The organism is Rhizobium beringeri (assembly GCF_004306515.1).
In the GTDB taxonomy this organism is placed as follows: domain Bacteria; phylum Pseudomonadota; class Alphaproteobacteria; order Rhizobiales; family Rhizobiaceae; genus Rhizobium; species Rhizobium beringeri.
Window position 1 is genome coordinate 3,794,476 of sequence record NZ_SILG01000001.1, and the last position, 15,227, is coordinate 3,809,702.

Genomic DNA, 15,227 nt, shown 5'->3' on the forward strand with positions numbered 1-15,227 from the left:
TGGACTGAAGCGGGGAGCGGCCGCAAGGCAGCTTTGTCTGAAAAAAGAGGCCGCCGATGCAGTTCGGGCAATCGGCGGCCCAGAGGGGCGGATTGTCAAGGATCCGCCTCTTGCTCAGGAGGCTTTATTTGATGTAGCCGGCCTTGGTCATTTCGCGGGTTGCCAGCTGCTGTGCGGCCTGCAGGGCCTGGTCGACCGAAAGCTGGCCGGCAAGAGCTGCGGAGAACTGCTGGCCCACTGCCGTGCCGATGCCCTGGAATTCCGGGATCGCCACGAACTGGACGCCGACATAGGGGACCGGCTTGACGGTCGGCTTGCTCGGATCGGCCGAGTTGATCGAGTCGATCGTCGTCTTGGCGAAGGGAGCCGCTTTCTGGTACTCCGCATTCGCATAGAGCGAGCTGCGGGTGCCTGGAGGTGCATTCAGCCAGCCTTCCTTCTCGGCAACGAGGTTGGTGTAATCCTTGCTCGTGGCCCAGGCGACGAACTTCTCGGCGGCTTCGGCCTTCTGCGAACCTGCCGGGATGGCAAGGCTCCAGGCCCACAGCCAGTTGCCGCGCTTGCCGAGGCCCTTGTCGGGAGCCAGCGCAAAGCCGACCTTGTCGGCGACGGTCGATTCCTTCGGGTTGCTGACGAAGGATGCAGCAACGGTCGCATCGATCCACATGCCGCACTTGCCAGTCTGGAAGAGCGCCAGGTTCTCGTTGAAGCCGTTGGAGGAAGCGCCCGGAGGACCGGCATCCTTCATCAGCTTGACGTAGAAGTCGAGCGTGTCCTTCCATTCGGGCTGATCGAACTGCGGCTTCCAGCTTTCATCGAACCAGCGGGCGCCGAAGGAGTTGGACATGGCCGTCAGGAAGGCCATGTTCTCGCCCCAGCCGGCCTTGCCGCGCAGGCAGATGCCGTAGACTTCCTTGTCCTTGTTGGTGATCTTGCGGGCAGCGTCGGCAATGAAGTCCCAGGTCGGGGCGTCGGGCATCTTCAGGCCGGCGGCGTCGAACAGGTCCTTGCGGTACATCACCATCGAGCTTTCGCCGTAGAACGGCGCCGCATAGAGCTTGCCGTCCATGGTCAGGCCGCTGCGGATCGCCGGCAGCAGGTCGTCGACGTCGTAATTGGCGCCGAGATTGTCGAGCGGCACCAGCCAGCCCTGCTTTGCCCAGATCGGCACTTCATAAGTGCCGATCGTCAAAACGTCGTACTGGCCGCCCTTGGTCGCGATGTCGGTCGTGACCTTCTGGCGCAGTACGTTTTCTTCGAGGGTTACCCATTCAAGGTCGATGCCGGGATTCTTCGCCTTGAAATCATCCGTCAGCTTCTGCATCCGGATCATGTCGCCGTTGTTCACGGTCGCAATCGTAAGCGTTTCGGCCGAAGCCATACCGGCAAACGCCAGTGCTGAGCAGGCGCCCAGCAGAAAAGTTCTCAATGTCATAATCTTCCTCCCAGAAGATGGGGTGTGAGCATTCGCTTCGCTCATGGGCAATTACTCAACAAACGATAAAGAATGTCAATCGGCAATCGTTGCTGCAACGCCGAAGGCGGTAGTGATCCCATTGATTTAACTAGAATATTTTTTGCTCAGTTCTTGAGCAAAAACTCAGCGGTCTCTTCGTCGGTGATCAGAGCGTTGATTTGATGGCCGACAACGGCAGCCCTGATCGCCTTGAATTTGCGCTTGCCCTTGGCCAGCCCAATGACCATCGATGCGTCGCGGGACGGGATCGGCGCCGACGCGACGCGCTCGTTGATAGGGTTGTCGATCAGCCTGCCGTCGACATCGAAGATCCAGCCGCAGATCTCGCCGACAGCACCCCCGCGCATCAGCTCCATCATCTCGTCCTTCTCGAGAAAACCGTCGACGCAGAGCGGCCCATCGATGCCGAGCTCGCCTATGCCGACGAAGGTGACATCCGCTTGCGCGCTCATATTAAGCGTCGAGCGCACCAGCTGTTGGCCATGCAGCAACTCGCGCTCTTCCGCCGAGGTGACGAGCACCGGCAGCGGCATCGGATAGTGTCGCGCCTTCACCGCATCGGCCATGCTGAAGATGACGTTGTAATAGGCCGCCGATCCGTCCGGGGCGATATTGCCGGTCAGCGAAACGATGCGGTGATTGGGACATTCGATCGCCGGAAGCTGGTCGACGGCCGCCTTCAGGGTGCGGCCGGTACCGATGGCGAGTACGATGGGCTCGGGCCGTTTCAGCCACCGCTCGATCTCGGCCGCCGCCGCCTCGGCGATACCGACCGTCGTCGACGACGACGCGGGATCGCTCGGCACCACCTCCACATGTTTCAGCCCGAATTTCCGGCGCAGCTGACTGCCGAGCTCCAGGCAGGCGGCGATCGGATGATCGAGCCGCACCTTGATCAGGCGCTCGGCGACCGCCAGCGACACCAGCCGCTGCGCCGATTGCCGCGAGATACCCATCGCAGCGGCGATTTCGTCCTGCGTGCGCCCGGCGACGTAGTAGAGCCAGCCGGCACGCGCCGCATCGTCGAGCCGTGCAGGGGTCTCGGATCTTTTTACCATCTAGTGCCTACCGCGCAAAGTGAGCCGGCGTGCCGTCGCCGAACATGATTTGAGTCTGTATCGCGCCAGATCAAAACAAAATTCCGGCAAATGTCGAGCCTGTTGCAAAGAGCCCCGCCAAATAACCGCCGTCACTCGGGCAAATCCGCTCAGGCAAACCATTGCACGACAAGATAGATCGCCGCCTTCACGAGACCGTAAATCACCCCGCCGGCGATGACGAGCGACACGGCTGTCATCACGAAGCCGATGAGCGCGAAGAGACCGTCACGGCCCAATATGCCGAAAGCGAAGACCGAGATCGTGATCGCCGGCAGAATGTTGCCGAGCGGGACCGGCAGCAACAGCACAATCGACAGCAACAGGCATGCCGCCCCGGCAAGATATTCCGCCGGCGGTTCGGCGAAGATCGCCAGCCGCGGTTTCAGCATGCGTTCGGCCCAGGCGAGCCAGCGGTGGATGCGGCCGACGATGGACTCGAAATCCTCCCGGCGCATCGAACGGTTGGCAATCACCTTCGGTAGCCAGGGTTTCAGCCCGAAGGTCAGTTGCGCTGCCAGGAAGACCAATGGCGCCCCGAGCACGGCCGAGGTTCCGGGCGGAGTGGGAAAGGCGTTCGGAAGCGCGAAGATCAGCATCAACGCGCTGATCGCCCTGTCACCCATCGTGTCGAATAGATCGCCGATCGAGATCCGTTCGCGGCTCTGATCGGCGGCCATCTGCCGCAAAATGGATGAGAGGCGGCGGCCTTTGGGACGTGGTCTTCGGATGGTACTGTTTTCTCTCGTATCGATCGTCGTGGGTCCGGCAGTTGATGAAAGTGTAGGGCCGGATTCTGGCGATGCAATATGCCAATTGAATGACTTGCGGGGTTAGAAATTGCAGCTGTAATCGGAGCCGATGGGCTTGGGCTCACCCGATTTCTCCAACGTCTTGCCATGACGGAATGGAAGACGGAAACCCGTCCCGCCTATCCGATCTCCCCACCTGTGGGAGAGGTGTCCGGCAAAACAGAGGGGGTGGCAGACGGCACGCCCCTTAAGCCGGCGACACCACCGCCGAATGAGCGCTTGAAATTCCCCGCCAACAATGCAAGCAGACGCTGGGAGACCAGAAAACGGCAGAGTGGCAATGATCATTTCATTCGACATCGGTGGCACCGCCATCAAGGGTGGCATCGCTCGTTCCGAGACAGACATCGTTCCCCTCGGCCGCCGCCCGACACCCAGGGATGATTTTGCCGCTTTCGTCGAGACCCTGCGCGGCATCATCGCCGAAACCGGCGAGCAGCCGAACGGCATCGCCCTTTCCATCGCCGGCGTCGTCGATCCCGATACGCAGCGCCTGATCTGCGCCAACATTCCCTGCATCCACGACCGCACGCTCGCAGCCGATCTCGAAGCCGAACTCGGCCTGCCGGTGCTGATCGCCAACGATGCCGACTGTTTCGCTATTGCCGAAGCCGGTCTCGGCGCCGGCCGCGGCCACCGCATCGTTTTCGGCGCCATCCTCGGCACCGGCGTCGGTGGCGGCCTGGTTGCCGACGGGCGCCTCGTCAACGAGGCCGGCGGCTTTGCCGGCGAATGGGGTCACGGGCCGATCATCGCATCCGCAGCCGGCAATCCGCCCGTCGCCATTCCCGCCTATGCCTGCGGCTGCGGCCAGAAGGGCTGCGTCGACACTGTCGGCGGCGCCCGCGGCCTGGAGCGCCTGCACAAGACGCTGCACGATCTCGACTTTGCCAGCGAGGAGATCATCGCTCAGTGGCGCCAAGGAGAGGAGAAGGCGACACGGACGATCGACGTCTATGTCGATCTCGTCGCCTCGCCGTTGGCGCTGACGATCAACATCACCGGCGCGACCATCGTGCCGGTCGGTGGCGGGCTTTCCAATGTCGAGCCGCTGCTTGCCGAGCTCGACCACGCCGTGCGCGCCCGCATCCTGCGCAAGTTCGATCGCCCGCTGGTGGTGCGCAGCGAATGCCGCATCGAACCCGGCCTGATCGGCGCGGCACTGCTGGGGCTGAAGGCCGAGGCGGCCTGAAGCAATTCGACGAAAAGTGCGAAGCGATTTTCCGTCCGGAATTGCGATTCCTTAAAGCACCGGCCACATCCGCACGATCGCTGCGAAGCGATCCCAGTCCTTGCGCGCGGAAGGCGTCCAGGCAGCCTCGGCGACCGCCGGGAGACGCGGAAAAACCAGCCGGTTGAAATAGGCGCGTGAGACGAAGTTCTCGGTCCAGATGCAGGCCTGGATGCCGCGCATCTTCTCCTGCAACGCCTCCGGCAGCTCGCCCTCGGCCTCGTAAGCGTAGGTGTGTTCCGGCGGCGCGTAGCCCGCCCAGCTGGCGCCCGGCTCGGTCCAGGCCTCAGCCTGCGCCATGTCGAGATAATAGGCCTGCCCTGGCGTCATCACCACGTCGTAGCCTTCCTCTGCCAGCTCGATGCCGACGGCGGGCTTCTCCCAGGCCATCAGCAGCGTGCCGTCGCGGTCGACGCCGCCGCCATGCGAGACCTCGTTCCAGCCGGCAAGTTTCCTGCCGCGTTCCGACAGCATGGCATTGATACGTTTCAGGAAATAGGATTGCAGCTCGGCGGTGCCGGCAAGTTTCTCCCGCTCCATCAGTGCCTTGCAGAGCGGCGAGGAAAGCCAGGAACCCTGCGCCACCTCGTCGCCGCCGATATGGAGATATTCACTGGGGAACAGCGCCACCATCTCGTCGAACACCTTGCCGAGAAATTCATAGGTGAATTCCACCGCCGGATTGAGGGCGTTGTTCGGATAACCCTGCACCGAGCGGTAACTGTCCGGCGCCTCCTGTCCGTCGACGAGCTCGGGCAGCGAGAACAGCGTTGCCATGCTGTGGCCCGGAATATCGATTTCCGGCAGCACCTCGATATGCAGCGAGGCTGCATGCGCAACGATCCGCCTGGCATCCTCCTGCGTGTAATGACCGGAGCGCGTTTGCGCCCCGTCGCCGAGCTGCGGCACGAGCACTTCATCCGGCCCGCGCCGCGCGCCGATCTCCGTCAGCGCGGGATAGGCCTTGATCTCTAGCCGCCACGCTTCGTCATCCGTCAGATGCCAGTGGAAGATGTTGAGCTTGTTCCAGGCGAGAATATCAATCAGCCGGACGACGTCTGCCACCGGATAGAACTGCCTGGACACATCGAGATGGCAGCCGCGCCAGTCATAACGCGGCTGGTCGGCGATCGTGCCGAAACTGGGGAATTTGAAGCGCTCGGGATCGGCGCGGGCGCCGTGCAGCAGTTGCGCCAGGCTGATCAGCCCGTAATGCCGCCCGGCGGCATCCGCACTCGAAAGCACGATCTCATGCGCCGTAAAACGCAACTCGTAGGCGAAGACGGCGATCGACGATTCGGTGACGAAACGAATGGCCCGCCCGCCTTCGACGACACTGAGGGAAAACGGCATATTGTCGCCCGGATAGAGCCGCTGGTAAAGCGCAAGAACCAGAGAGAGAGCCTTAACCGCATCGGGCCGCGTCCGCTCGGCCGGATAAAGGACGACTGGCAGCTCTCCCGCCTTCAGCCCGAGCGCCAGCGGCCAGGGCAGCAGCGAATAAGGTTCCTCGGCCCGGCCTGGCGGCAGAAGCGGCGACGCCACGCCGCCATTCCGGCCTTCGAGCATGAGATCGCCGAAACCAACAGGAACGTGGCGTCCGTCGCCAAGTGTCAGATAGGCCGATTTGACGCCTGATGTCCTATGTTTCGGCTCCCTGGTCAGCCCCTCGACGGTGAACCGCCAGCGCCCGCCGGGCGGCACGCTCAGGTCTTCGGGCGGCAGGAATTCATGGAAATGCGCGACCTGCCGCTTGAGGCTGCCGCCGTCGCAGACATGTTTGTCGGCAACCCGCGTCTCCGAGGTATAGGCGAGCGAGAAGCCGGACAGCCGCTCGGTCGAAAGATTGAAAAGCGTGAAGGTGAGGCGCCCAAAACTGCCCTCGATCGGGCTCCAGCTTGCTTCCAGATGGTAATCGGTCATGGTCATGCCTTGCCTCGTCAATGGGTGGCCGGGATCGCGGTCGGTCTCCCGGCATGCTTTCGCAGCTTAGCTTTTTCGAGGCGGCAATGGAATCGGCGCGCAGTTCCAAGACGGAGCAGGCGGTAAAGACGCGCGGCGCTGTAGGCAGCGACGCGCTTTGATGAGTAAGCTGTGACCTGCAAGGAAAACGGCGCGGCTTTCGCCGCGCCGTCCTCACTCTGCTGCCAACGCCGGCGGATGTCTGTCATCCGCCTCTTCCTGGATGGCGTCGGCATGCTGGCCCGGCTCGTCCTTTGCCTTCGGCTCCCGGCCGAAGAAAAGGGCGTAACCGGCGGGCAGAACCAGAATGGTAAGCACGGTCGCAACCAGGATGCCGCCCATCATCGCGTAGGCAAGCGGACCCCAGAAGACACCACGCGAGATCGGGATGAGCGCCAGCACGGCGGTCAGCGCCGTCAGCATGATCGGCCGGAAACGTCGCACGGCCGCGCCGACGATCGCCTCCTGCCGGTGCATGCCGGCCTTGATATCCTGGTCAATCTGGTCGACCAGGATGATCGAATTGCGCATGATGATGCCGAGCAGTGCGATGACGCCGAGGATCGCCACGAAGCCGAAGGGCGCGCCGCTGATCAGCAATGCAGCCGCAGCACCAATGATCCCGAGCGGGCCGGTGGCGAGCACCAGCATCGCCTTGCCGAAGTGCTGCAGCTGCACCATCAGCAGCACGACGATGACGGCGAGCATGATCGGCGCCTTGGCGGCGATCGACATCTGGCTTTCCGCCGCATCCTCGGCGCCGCCCTGGATCTCGACCTTGTAGCCGGCTGGCAGGCGGTCGCGCAGGTCCTTCATGTCGGCATACATCTTCATCACCACGTCGTTCGGCTGCACATCGTCAGGCAACGTGGCGCGCACGGTGATCGTCGGCAGCCTGTCGCGCCGCCATTCGATGCCCTGCTCCATGACGGGCACGACCTTGGCGACCTGCGAGACCGGCACGAAACCGCCGAAATCCGTCGGGACATAGACCGAGTTGACCGCCGACAGCAGCGAACGGCTGGCATTCGGCTCGCGGGCGACGATCGAGACCGTCTCCTCGCCGTCGCGGAAATCGTCGAGCGCAGCCCCTGACATGGCGGTCTGCAACATCTGTCGGACACGCTGCGAGGTGACGCCAAGTGCCCGGGCGCGGTCCTGGTCGATCACCAGCTTCATCGCCGGCACCTCTTCCAGCCAGTCGTCATGGATGGCGCCGAGCATTGGATTGGCCTGGAAGCGCGCCTTTACCTGGTTGGCGATCTCCCTGACTTCCTGGCGGTCGGGCCCCATGACGCGCATCTGCACCGGCCAGCCGGTCGGGGGACCGAGGAAGAGGCGGTCGACCTTGCCGCGAATATCAGGGAAGTCTTCGGCAAGGATCGTCCGCAGCTTGACGATCAGCCGCTCGCGCGCCGGTTCGTCATTGGCCATGACGAGCAGCTGGGCGAAGTTTGGATTGCGCAGCTGCTGGTCGAGCGGCAGGAAGAAGCGCGGCGCGCCTTCGCCGATATAGGTGGCGATGAACCGCTTGTCGGGATCATCCATCATCTTGGCTTCGAGCGCCTTTGCCTGCACTTCGACTTCCTTGATGCTGGTACCCTCGGGCAGCCAGAGATCGACGAGGATTTCCGGCCGCGAGGATTGCGGGAAGAAATTCTGCGGAATGAACTGGAAGGCCCAGAGGCTGGTGACGAAGGTGCCGAGCGTCAGCAGCAGCACGATGACCCGGTGGCGCACCGCCCAGCCGACCGTGCCGCGCAGCCTGCGATAGAAGCCGGTGTCGAAGGCGTCGTGATGCTCGCCGGCGTGATGGCGCTGCTTGAGGATCATATAGCCGAGCCACGGCGTGAAGTAGACCGCGACGAACCACGAGGTGACAAGCGCGATGCCGACGACGTAGAACAGCGACCGCACATATTCGCCGGCCGTCGAGGCGGCGAAGCCGACCGGAATGAAGCCGGCCGTGGTGATCAGCGTGCCCGTCAGCATCGGGAAGGCAGTCGAGGAATAGGCGAAGCTTGCCGCGTCGATCTTGACGAGCCCCTCCTCCAGCTTTCGCTCCATCATCTCGACGACGATCATCGCATCGTCGACAAGCAGGCCGAGCGCGATGATCAGCGCGCCGAGCGAGATGCGCTGCAGGTCGATGCCGAGTTCATACATCAGCGCAAAGGTGGCGGCGAGCACCAGCGGAATGGCGATGGCGATGACGAGCCCCGATCGCCAGCCGATCGACACGAACGAGACGACCAGCACGATGATGAGGGCTTCGCCGAGCGCATGCATGAATTCGCTGACCGCATCCGTCACGACGTCCGGCTGGTTGGCGATCTGATCGACGGCGACGCCGTAGGGCAGCGCCTCTTCGAAACGCTGATAGGTCGCCTCCACGCCCTTGCCGACATCGGTCACGTTGAAGCCCTTGGCCATCACGACACCGACCTGAACGCTATCGTGGCCGTTGAAACGGTACTTGCGCTGGTAGGGATCTTCGAGCCCGGAACTGACGGTGGCGATATCGCCGAGGCGCGTCACCTGACCGCCGGCGCGAAGGCGCAGCTCGCGGATGTCGGCGGCCTTCTTCACGTCGCCTTCGACCGATATGCGCACCGAGCGCAGGCCGGTATCGACCGAGCCGGCCGGATCGACATTGTTCTGGCCTTTGATGGCGTTCTGCAGATCGAGGATCGTCAGGCCGCGCTCGGCGAGCGCCTTGGACGAGACGTCGATATAGATCTTCTCAGGCTGGTCGCCGATGATGACGGCTTTCTCGACGCCCGGCGTCGTCAGCAGCATGTCGCGCGCCTGGATCGCAAATTTCTTCAGTTCCGGATAGGAATAGCCGTCGCCGCTGATCGAATGCAGCGTGATGAAGGTATCGCCGAACTCGTCGTTGAAATAGGGGCCGAGCAGGCCCTGCGGCAGCTCATTAGAGATGTCGCCGACCTTCTTGCGCACCTGATAGAAGGCATCCGCCACCTCTTGCGAATTCGTGTCGCCCTTGACCTGCAGGGTGATGATCGCACTGCCCGCTCGGGTATAGGACTTGACCCAGTCGATATGCGGCGTTTCCTGCAGCTTGCGTTCGATCTTGTTGACGACCTGATCTTCCATTTCCTGAATGGAAGCACCTGGCCAGAGCGCCTGAACGACCATGACGCGGAAGGTGAATTCGGGATCCTCGCGCTGACCCATGCGCATCAGGCCGAGCACGCCGGTGATGATGATCAGCCCGAAGAGGAAGCGGGCGATGCTTGGATGTCCGATCGCCCAGCGCGATAGATTGAAGGGTCGCTTTTCGGTGGTGGTGGCGTCCATGGTCTTGTTCCCTATCCTATGGCGCGATCAGCGGACGGTCTGGTCCGTGGCGGCCAGGGCCGACTGCTGGTTCGGCACCTTCACCTTCAGGTTCTCGCTCATGAACTGCGTTCCGGCCGAAACGACGAGATCGCCGGTATCGAGGCCCTCGGTCACGTGCACACCGTCGCCGGTGAAATCGGCGACCTTGATGTCGCGGCCATGCACGGTCGCCGTATCGCGGTCGACGGTCCAGACCATCTGCTTGCCGTCTTTCTCGGCCAGTGCGCTGAGCGGGATCGAGACATAGCTGTTGCCATTGCTGACGTCGGCCTCGATCGTCGCCGTCATGCCGAGCAATACGCGCGGATCGTTCGGCAGGCTCACCCGGACCGCAAAGGTGCGCGACTGCTGGTCGGCGCTTCCGGAAACCTCCCGCACCTGGCCGTCGAGCACCAGCCTGTCGTCGGCCCAGAAGCTTGCCTTGACTGTTTTGCCCGGCTTGAATTCGGCAATGTCGTTTTCCGGAACCGCGATCTGCACTTCCTTCTCGCCGTCGACGGCGACCGTGACGACCGCAGTGCCAGAGCCGACGACCTGGCCGGTATCGGCATTGATAGCGGTGACGATGCCGTTCTGACCGGCCTTGAGCTCGGTGTAGCTCACCTGGTTCTTCGCCTGGTCAAGTGCGGAAAGTGCGGCATCGCGCTGCGAGATCGCCTGGTCGTGGCTGAGCGAGGCCTGTTCGACCTGTGACTTCGGGGCGACGCTCTTGTCGAAAAGCTGCTCGGCGCGTTTGTTGACGAGATCGGTGGTTTCGACGCTCCTCTCCGCTGCGGCGAGATTGGCTTCCGCCGTCTTGACCGCCAGCTGGTAATCCGTAGCGTCGACGCGGGCGAGAACGTCGCCCGGCGTCACCCGGTCGCCGATATCGACGAGGCGTTCGGTGATCTTGCCGGCGACGCGAAACCCGAGGTTCATCTCCGTGCGCGACTTGACCGAGCCGGAATAGTCGAGCTTGCGTGTGTCGCCGGCCTTGGCGATCTCGACGACCTTCACCGGTCGGATGACCTCCTTGACCTCAGCCTTCTCTTCCGAGCAGGCAGAAACACCGATGCCGATGGCGCCGATGAGCGCGAGACTGGCGACGGATGGCATGCGATGGCTGAGGGTCTTGAGCGAAAACATCTTCCGCACTCCTGGATCGTTTCGGGGGTCCCGACGGCGGCTGCCGTCCATTATTTCTTCAGCGCCCTGATCACGTAGTCGATCAGTTCGTCGACGCTTGCGCGGTTGGTTTTGGCAAGACATTGCGCCACCATCTGCGGATGGCAGAGCGTGTTCGTCGCGGCACCGAAGCAGCGCGAGGCAACGACCGGGTCCTGCTCGGCGAACTCGCCGGCTGCAATGCCTTCGGCGATGATTTCGGCAATGAGATCATGGACGCGGTCGATATGTTTTTCGATGACGTGCCAGTCGCGCTCGATCGCGACGATGATCATCTCATGCACCTTCATCTCGTCGAGCATCAGGTCCAGCGTCAACTGATGCTGGGTCTCGACATAGCGGCGCAGCCGCTCGCTGGCGCTGATCGGCTGATGGCGGATGTCGTAGGCGATCTGATAAGCGGTGGCGAGCATGCGCCCGCAGAGCGCCTGGTGGATTTCCACCTTGGAGGCGAAGAAACGATAAATATTGGCCGGCGACATGCCGAGATCGCGGGCAATGTCGGCCACCGTCGTCTTGCTGTAGCCATAGTGCCGGAACAGCCGCTCGGCCGCATCGAGAATGCGCGTGACATTCTCCTGCCGCGTGATGTCGAGTGTATTTTCCGCGATGTCATTCATAAGTTTCGGGGCCTGAATTACGACTGACGATTTTCGAATTTCGTCAGTCGTAAAATATCAGGCGTTACTTGTCAATATGCCGCGGCGCAGCACGAGGCGTCGCGGATTGAGCACCATCCGGCACAAGCGACGACTCGAGAAGATCGATGCAAGGGGAGAAGGCCTGTACCGCACGCGTCATGCCGACAGCCAATGACTTCGGAATAGGCGGACCGAGAATGCGGGCCGCAAATGGAAAGTGCCGCGGCGAGAAGCGCGCGGCACTTCGTCAATGGAGTGACGTGTCAGACAATCTTGACGTCGAGTGTGATCGGAACAGAGGCGAGCGCCTTGGAAACCGGGCAGCCGGCCTTTGCCTTGTTGGCGAGTTCGGTGAAGGTCGCCTCATCGGCACCGGGAATACGGCCGGAGAGCGAGAGATGGATGGCGGTGATGGCAAAGCCGCCCTCGACGCTTTCGAGCGTTACCTTGGCAGAGGTTTCCATATGCTCGGCGGTAAAGCCGGCTTCACCGAGGATCAACGACAGCGCCATGGTGAAGCAGCCGGCATGGGCTGCGCCGATCAGTTCTTCCGGGTTGGTGCCGGCAACGCCTTCGAAGCGGCTCGCAAAGCCGTAGGGATAATCCTTCAAGGCGCCGCTCTGCGTCGAGATCAGGCCTTTTCCGTCCTTGAGGCCACCGGTCCAATGAGCCGAAGCCGTGCGATTGATCTGCATGCCGTCCTCCTGTTTTCGATTGAGCTTTCAGAAAGCGGCAGGGCGCCGCTCCATGCCCGCGGGAGATCAGAGAGCCTCCCCGATGGGCAATATAATGCTCTATCCCGAGAAGACGACAGGCTTGTAAAAATCTGCGGAATCGAAGCCCTTTCAGGCGGGATGCTGCAACACGCTGAGGCCGCCGTCGATCGTCAGGCAGGTGGCATTGATGAACGGACACTCGTCGGAAATCATGAACACGGCCGCCATGGCAATCTCCTCCGGCGTCGCGATGCGCCCGCCGGGATGCAGTTTCATCGTCTCGGCCTTTGCCGCCTCCGGATCAGGGAAACCGTTCCAGTAATCGATCACCTTCTGGGTCGAGACATAGCCCGGCGCCAGCGCGTTCACGCGGATATTGCGGGCCGCATATTCGAGACCCAAGGATTTGGTCATCCCGAGCAGGGCGTGTTTGGCCAGCGGATAGGGAAATGTGTGCGGGATGATGGTGAAGGCGTGCGTCGAGGCGATGTTGAGGATGACGCCGCCGCCCTGTTTGATGAGGCCCGGCAGCACCGCCTTGCAGCAGTTCCATGCGCCCTTGAGATTGATGTCGAAGCAGCGGTTCCACTCCTCGTCCGTCGTCTCAAGCGGTTCGGCGAAGACATTGACCCCGGCATTGTTGACGAGCGCGTTCAGCTGTCCGATCTCTTCACTCGCCTGAGCGACCAACGTCGTGATCGTTCCGGCATCGGTAATGTCGGCCGGCAGATAACCAAGCCGGCCGCCGCTGCTCTGGAGCTCTTTCGCCGCCTTCGCCAGCAGCGCCGCATCGCGATCAACGAGAAAGACGGCGGCATCTTCCCGCATGAAAGCCTTTGCGATCGCAAGGCCGATACCCTGCGCAGCACCTGTTATCAGGATGTTCTTGCCCTGCAGACGGCTGCCCATCTTGTCACCCCTTCGGTTGAACCGGCAGCGTCGACATCAGGATCGTCACCGTGCCGGCAAGCGCCTCACCTGGCGCAAGCGGCGTGAGCCCACCGAAATCAGGAAGGTGATGCCCGTTCGGCAGATGGCTCATCGGCTCGAGGCAGAAGAAATCGCTCCGGTTGACCGGCATATACAGCATGAAGCGATCGAGCGCACCGTCGGCTTCCAACGCCGCCTGAATTCCAAGTTCCGGCCAGGCGATTGCCGCCCGCCCATTCCAACCCTCGAAGGCGTTGTTCATCCATTTCTGAGGCAACAGCTTGCCGGATCTGAAATCGAAATCATCGGGCACAGGGCCGGGCATATCGGGAAGATGGTCGGGCCGCTCGTTCCAGTAACGATCGGCCGCGATCGTCAGCCTCGTCTTTGGCGTCCGCGCAAAGAAGGGATGTTGACCGAGCCCGAAGGGAAGAGCGGTTTCGCCGCGGTTTTCCACGGAAAGTGTCAGCACCAGCGCCTCGCCGGCGAGACGGATTTCCTGCCGGGTGAGATAGGCATAAGGTGAAACCCTGTCGGCGCTACGGGAAAAGGAGAATTGCGCATCCTCCGGGCTGGAGTCTTCAAGCTGCCAGAGGCTGAGCCAGCCGTCGCCGTGCCGATAGAGCGGATCGGAAGTATTCGGCTGGAAGGCATAGTCGCGTCCGGCAAAGGACATGGTGTTGCCTTCCACGCGATTGCCGAATGGCACCATCGCGAAATTCGCCATCGCTCCCTCCGGCCCGCCGGCCGCCACGAGAAAGGGCATGTCTCGATACGTCGCGGCGGTGACAGCGGCGCCCCGACGGCTGACCCGCACGGCGAGATCGCCGTGCCTCAGTTCGATGTCGTCCCCGGCTCGTTCTTGGTTCATCCGCGTCGCCCCGCAGCCGAAGACCTCAAATTGTCGAGCAGCACTGCGATCAGCAGGATCAGCCCGCGTACGACATACTGATAGAACGCCTGGATATTCAAGAGGTTCATGACGTTTTCGGCAATGCCCATGATCAGCACGCCGACGATGACACCGCTCATCGCTGCCCGGCCGCCGGCCAGCGAAACGCCGCCGAGAACGCAGGCCGAAATCACCGAAAGCTCAAGCCCTGTCGCCGCATTCGGCTGGCCGGAGGTGATGCGCGAGGCAAGCAGGATGCCGGCAATGCCGCAGACGAGCCCCTGCAGCGCAAAGATCCAGATGCGCATATTGACGACGTTGACGCCGGCAAGCCGCGAGGCCTCGGGATTGCCGCCGATCGCCAGGGTGTTCTTGCCGAAGACGGTGCGGTTGAGCACGAAACCGAAGAGGATGAAAAGGATCAGCATGATCCAGATCGGCGTCGGCACGGTCAGGAAGCGCGACAAGGCAAGCTGGTAGAAATCGGGATCGTTGATGCCGACGGCGCGGCCATCGGACGCGATCAGCGCCAGCCCGCGCACGATCTGCATGGTCGCAAGCGTGGTGATCAGCGCATTGATGCGAAAACGCGCAATGACGATACCATTGACGAAACCGACGACGGCGCCGCAAAGCAGGGCGGCGAGCAGCCCGACGGGAATGGAGCCCGTCGCATTCGAGACCATCACGGCAATCATGCCGGAGAAGGCGACGATCGATCCGACCGAAAGATCGAAATCGCGCGATGCCAGGCAGAACATCATCGTGCAGGCAACGATGCCGATCGTGACGACCGATTGCAGCAGCCCCAGCATGTTTCGCTCGGTCAGGAAGTTCGGTACGAAGAGCGAGACGATCACGAAGGCAGCAGTGAAGATCACCACCAGCCCCTGTTCGCCGAGAAGGATTTTTTTCAACGAATTTATCGTCCGTATTCCTGGT

12 protein-coding genes are annotated in these 15,227 nt (G+C 62.3%); 1 reads left to right on the plus strand and 11 read right to left on the minus strand.

What is annotated here, in order from left to right:
• Positions 1–124 precede the first annotated feature (124 nt).
• From ELH03_RS18985 to ELH03_RS18995, 3 genes are all read right to left on the minus strand, one after another.
• Positions 125–1,435, minus strand: a complete 1,311-nt coding sequence (locus ELH03_RS18985; protein ID WP_018497490.1) for an ABC transporter substrate-binding protein — start codon at positions 1,433–1,435, stop codon at positions 125–127.
• A 146-nt stretch (positions 1,436–1,581) separates the two neighbouring features.
• Complete coding sequence (locus tag ELH03_RS18990; protein WP_018072680.1) at positions 1,582–2,535, minus strand: sugar-binding transcriptional regulator; 954 nt, start codon at positions 2,533–2,535, stop codon at positions 1,582–1,584.
• 149 nt (positions 2,536–2,684) lie between these two features.
• Positions 2,685–3,263, minus strand: a complete 579-nt coding sequence (locus ELH03_RS18995; protein WP_018483646.1) for an exopolysaccharide biosynthesis protein — start codon at positions 3,261–3,263, stop codon at positions 2,685–2,687.
• 403 nt (positions 3,264–3,666) lie between these two features.
• Here ELH03_RS18995 and ELH03_RS19000 point away from each other — a divergent pair, with 403 nt between their 5' ends.
• Positions 3,667–4,578, plus strand: a complete 912-nt coding sequence (locus ELH03_RS19000; RefSeq protein ID WP_128404177.1) for an ROK family protein — start codon at positions 3,667–3,669, stop codon at positions 4,576–4,578.
• 51 nt (positions 4,579–4,629) lie between these two features.
• Here the strand turns inward: ELH03_RS19000 and ELH03_RS19005 are convergent, their stop codons facing one another.
• The 8 genes from ELH03_RS19005 to araH all read right to left on the minus strand — a co-directional run bounded on the left by ELH03_RS19005 (position 4,630) and on the right by araH (position 15,211).
• Complete coding sequence (locus ELH03_RS19005; RefSeq protein WP_130659604.1) at positions 4,630–6,540, minus strand: beta-N-acetylhexosaminidase; 1,911 nt, start codon at positions 6,538–6,540, stop codon at positions 4,630–4,632.
• Positions 6,541–6,753: 213 nt separating this feature from the next.
• Entirely contained in the window at positions 6,754–9,900 is a 3,147-nt protein-coding gene (locus ELH03_RS19015; RefSeq protein WP_130766586.1) for an efflux RND transporter permease subunit, read from the minus strand.
• 27 nt (positions 9,901–9,927) lie between these two features.
• The gene (locus ELH03_RS19020) at positions 9,928–11,067 is read right to left on the minus strand and encodes an efflux RND transporter periplasmic adaptor subunit (protein WP_128404180.1); all 1,140 of its coding nucleotides are present in this window, start codon (positions 11,065–11,067) and stop codon (positions 9,928–9,930) included.
• A gap of 50 nt (positions 11,068–11,117) precedes the next feature.
• Positions 11,118–11,726 carry a TetR/AcrR family transcriptional regulator gene (locus ELH03_RS19025; RefSeq protein WP_128404181.1) on the minus strand — a complete coding sequence of 203 codons (609 nt, stop codon included), beginning with the start codon at positions 11,724–11,726 and terminating at the stop codon, positions 11,118–11,120.
• A gap of 284 nt (positions 11,727–12,010) precedes the next feature.
• Positions 12,011–12,442, minus strand: a complete 432-nt coding sequence (locus ELH03_RS19030) for an OsmC family protein (protein WP_017967997.1) — start codon at positions 12,440–12,442, stop codon at positions 12,011–12,013.
• A 150-nt stretch (positions 12,443–12,592) separates the two neighbouring features.
• A complete protein-coding gene (locus ELH03_RS19035; RefSeq protein ID WP_128412437.1) occupies positions 12,593–13,372 on the minus strand; it encodes an SDR family oxidoreductase in 780 nt (259 codons plus the stop codon).
• Positions 13,373–13,376: 4 nt separating this feature from the next.
• A complete protein-coding gene (locus ELH03_RS19040; protein WP_128412438.1) occupies positions 13,377–14,264 on the minus strand; it encodes an aldose 1-epimerase in 888 nt (295 codons plus the stop codon).
• Complete coding sequence (gene araH / locus ELH03_RS19045; protein WP_128404184.1) at positions 14,261–15,211, minus strand: L-arabinose ABC transporter permease AraH; 951 nt, start codon at positions 15,209–15,211, stop codon at positions 14,261–14,263. Before araH ends, ELH03_RS19040 begins: the two co-directional genes overlap by 4 nt.
• Positions 15,212–15,227 lie beyond the last annotated feature (16 nt).

Bases quoted from the DNA above. Each gene is read 5' to 3' on its own strand.
- ELH03_RS18985 (WP_018497490.1), bottom strand. From the start codon at position 1,435: ATGACATTGAGAACTTTTCTGCTGGGCGCCTGCTCAGCACTGGCGTTT.
- ELH03_RS19035 (WP_128412437.1), bottom strand. From the start codon at position 13,372: ATGGGCAGCCGTCTGCAGGGCAAGAACATCCTGATAACAGGTGCTGCG.
- ELH03_RS19015 (WP_130766586.1), bottom strand. From the start codon at position 9,900: ATGGACGCCACCACCACCGAAAAGCGACCCTTCAATCTATCGCGCTGG.
- ELH03_RS19005 (WP_130659604.1), bottom strand. From the start codon at position 6,540: ATGACCGATTACCATCTGGAAGCAAGCTGGAGCCCGATCGAGGGCAGT.
- ELH03_RS19020 (WP_128404180.1), bottom strand. From the start codon at position 11,067: ATGTTTTCGCTCAAGACCCTCAGCCATCGCATGCCATCCGTCGCCAGT.
- ELH03_RS19000 (WP_128404177.1), top strand. From the start codon at position 3,667: ATGATCATTTCATTCGACATCGGTGGCACCGCCATCAAGGGTGGCATC.
- ELH03_RS19025 (WP_128404181.1), bottom strand. From the start codon at position 11,726: ATGAATGACATCGCGGAAAATACACTCGACATCACGCGGCAGGAGAAT.
- ELH03_RS19040 (WP_128412438.1), bottom strand. From the start codon at position 14,264: ATGAACCAAGAACGAGCCGGGGACGACATCGAACTGAGGCACGGCGAT.
- ELH03_RS19030 (WP_017967997.1), bottom strand. From the start codon at position 12,442: ATGCAGATCAATCGCACGGCTTCGGCTCATTGGACCGGTGGCCTCAAG.
- ELH03_RS18990 (WP_018072680.1), bottom strand. From the start codon at position 2,535: ATGGTAAAAAGATCCGAGACCCCTGCACGGCTCGACGATGCGGCGCGT.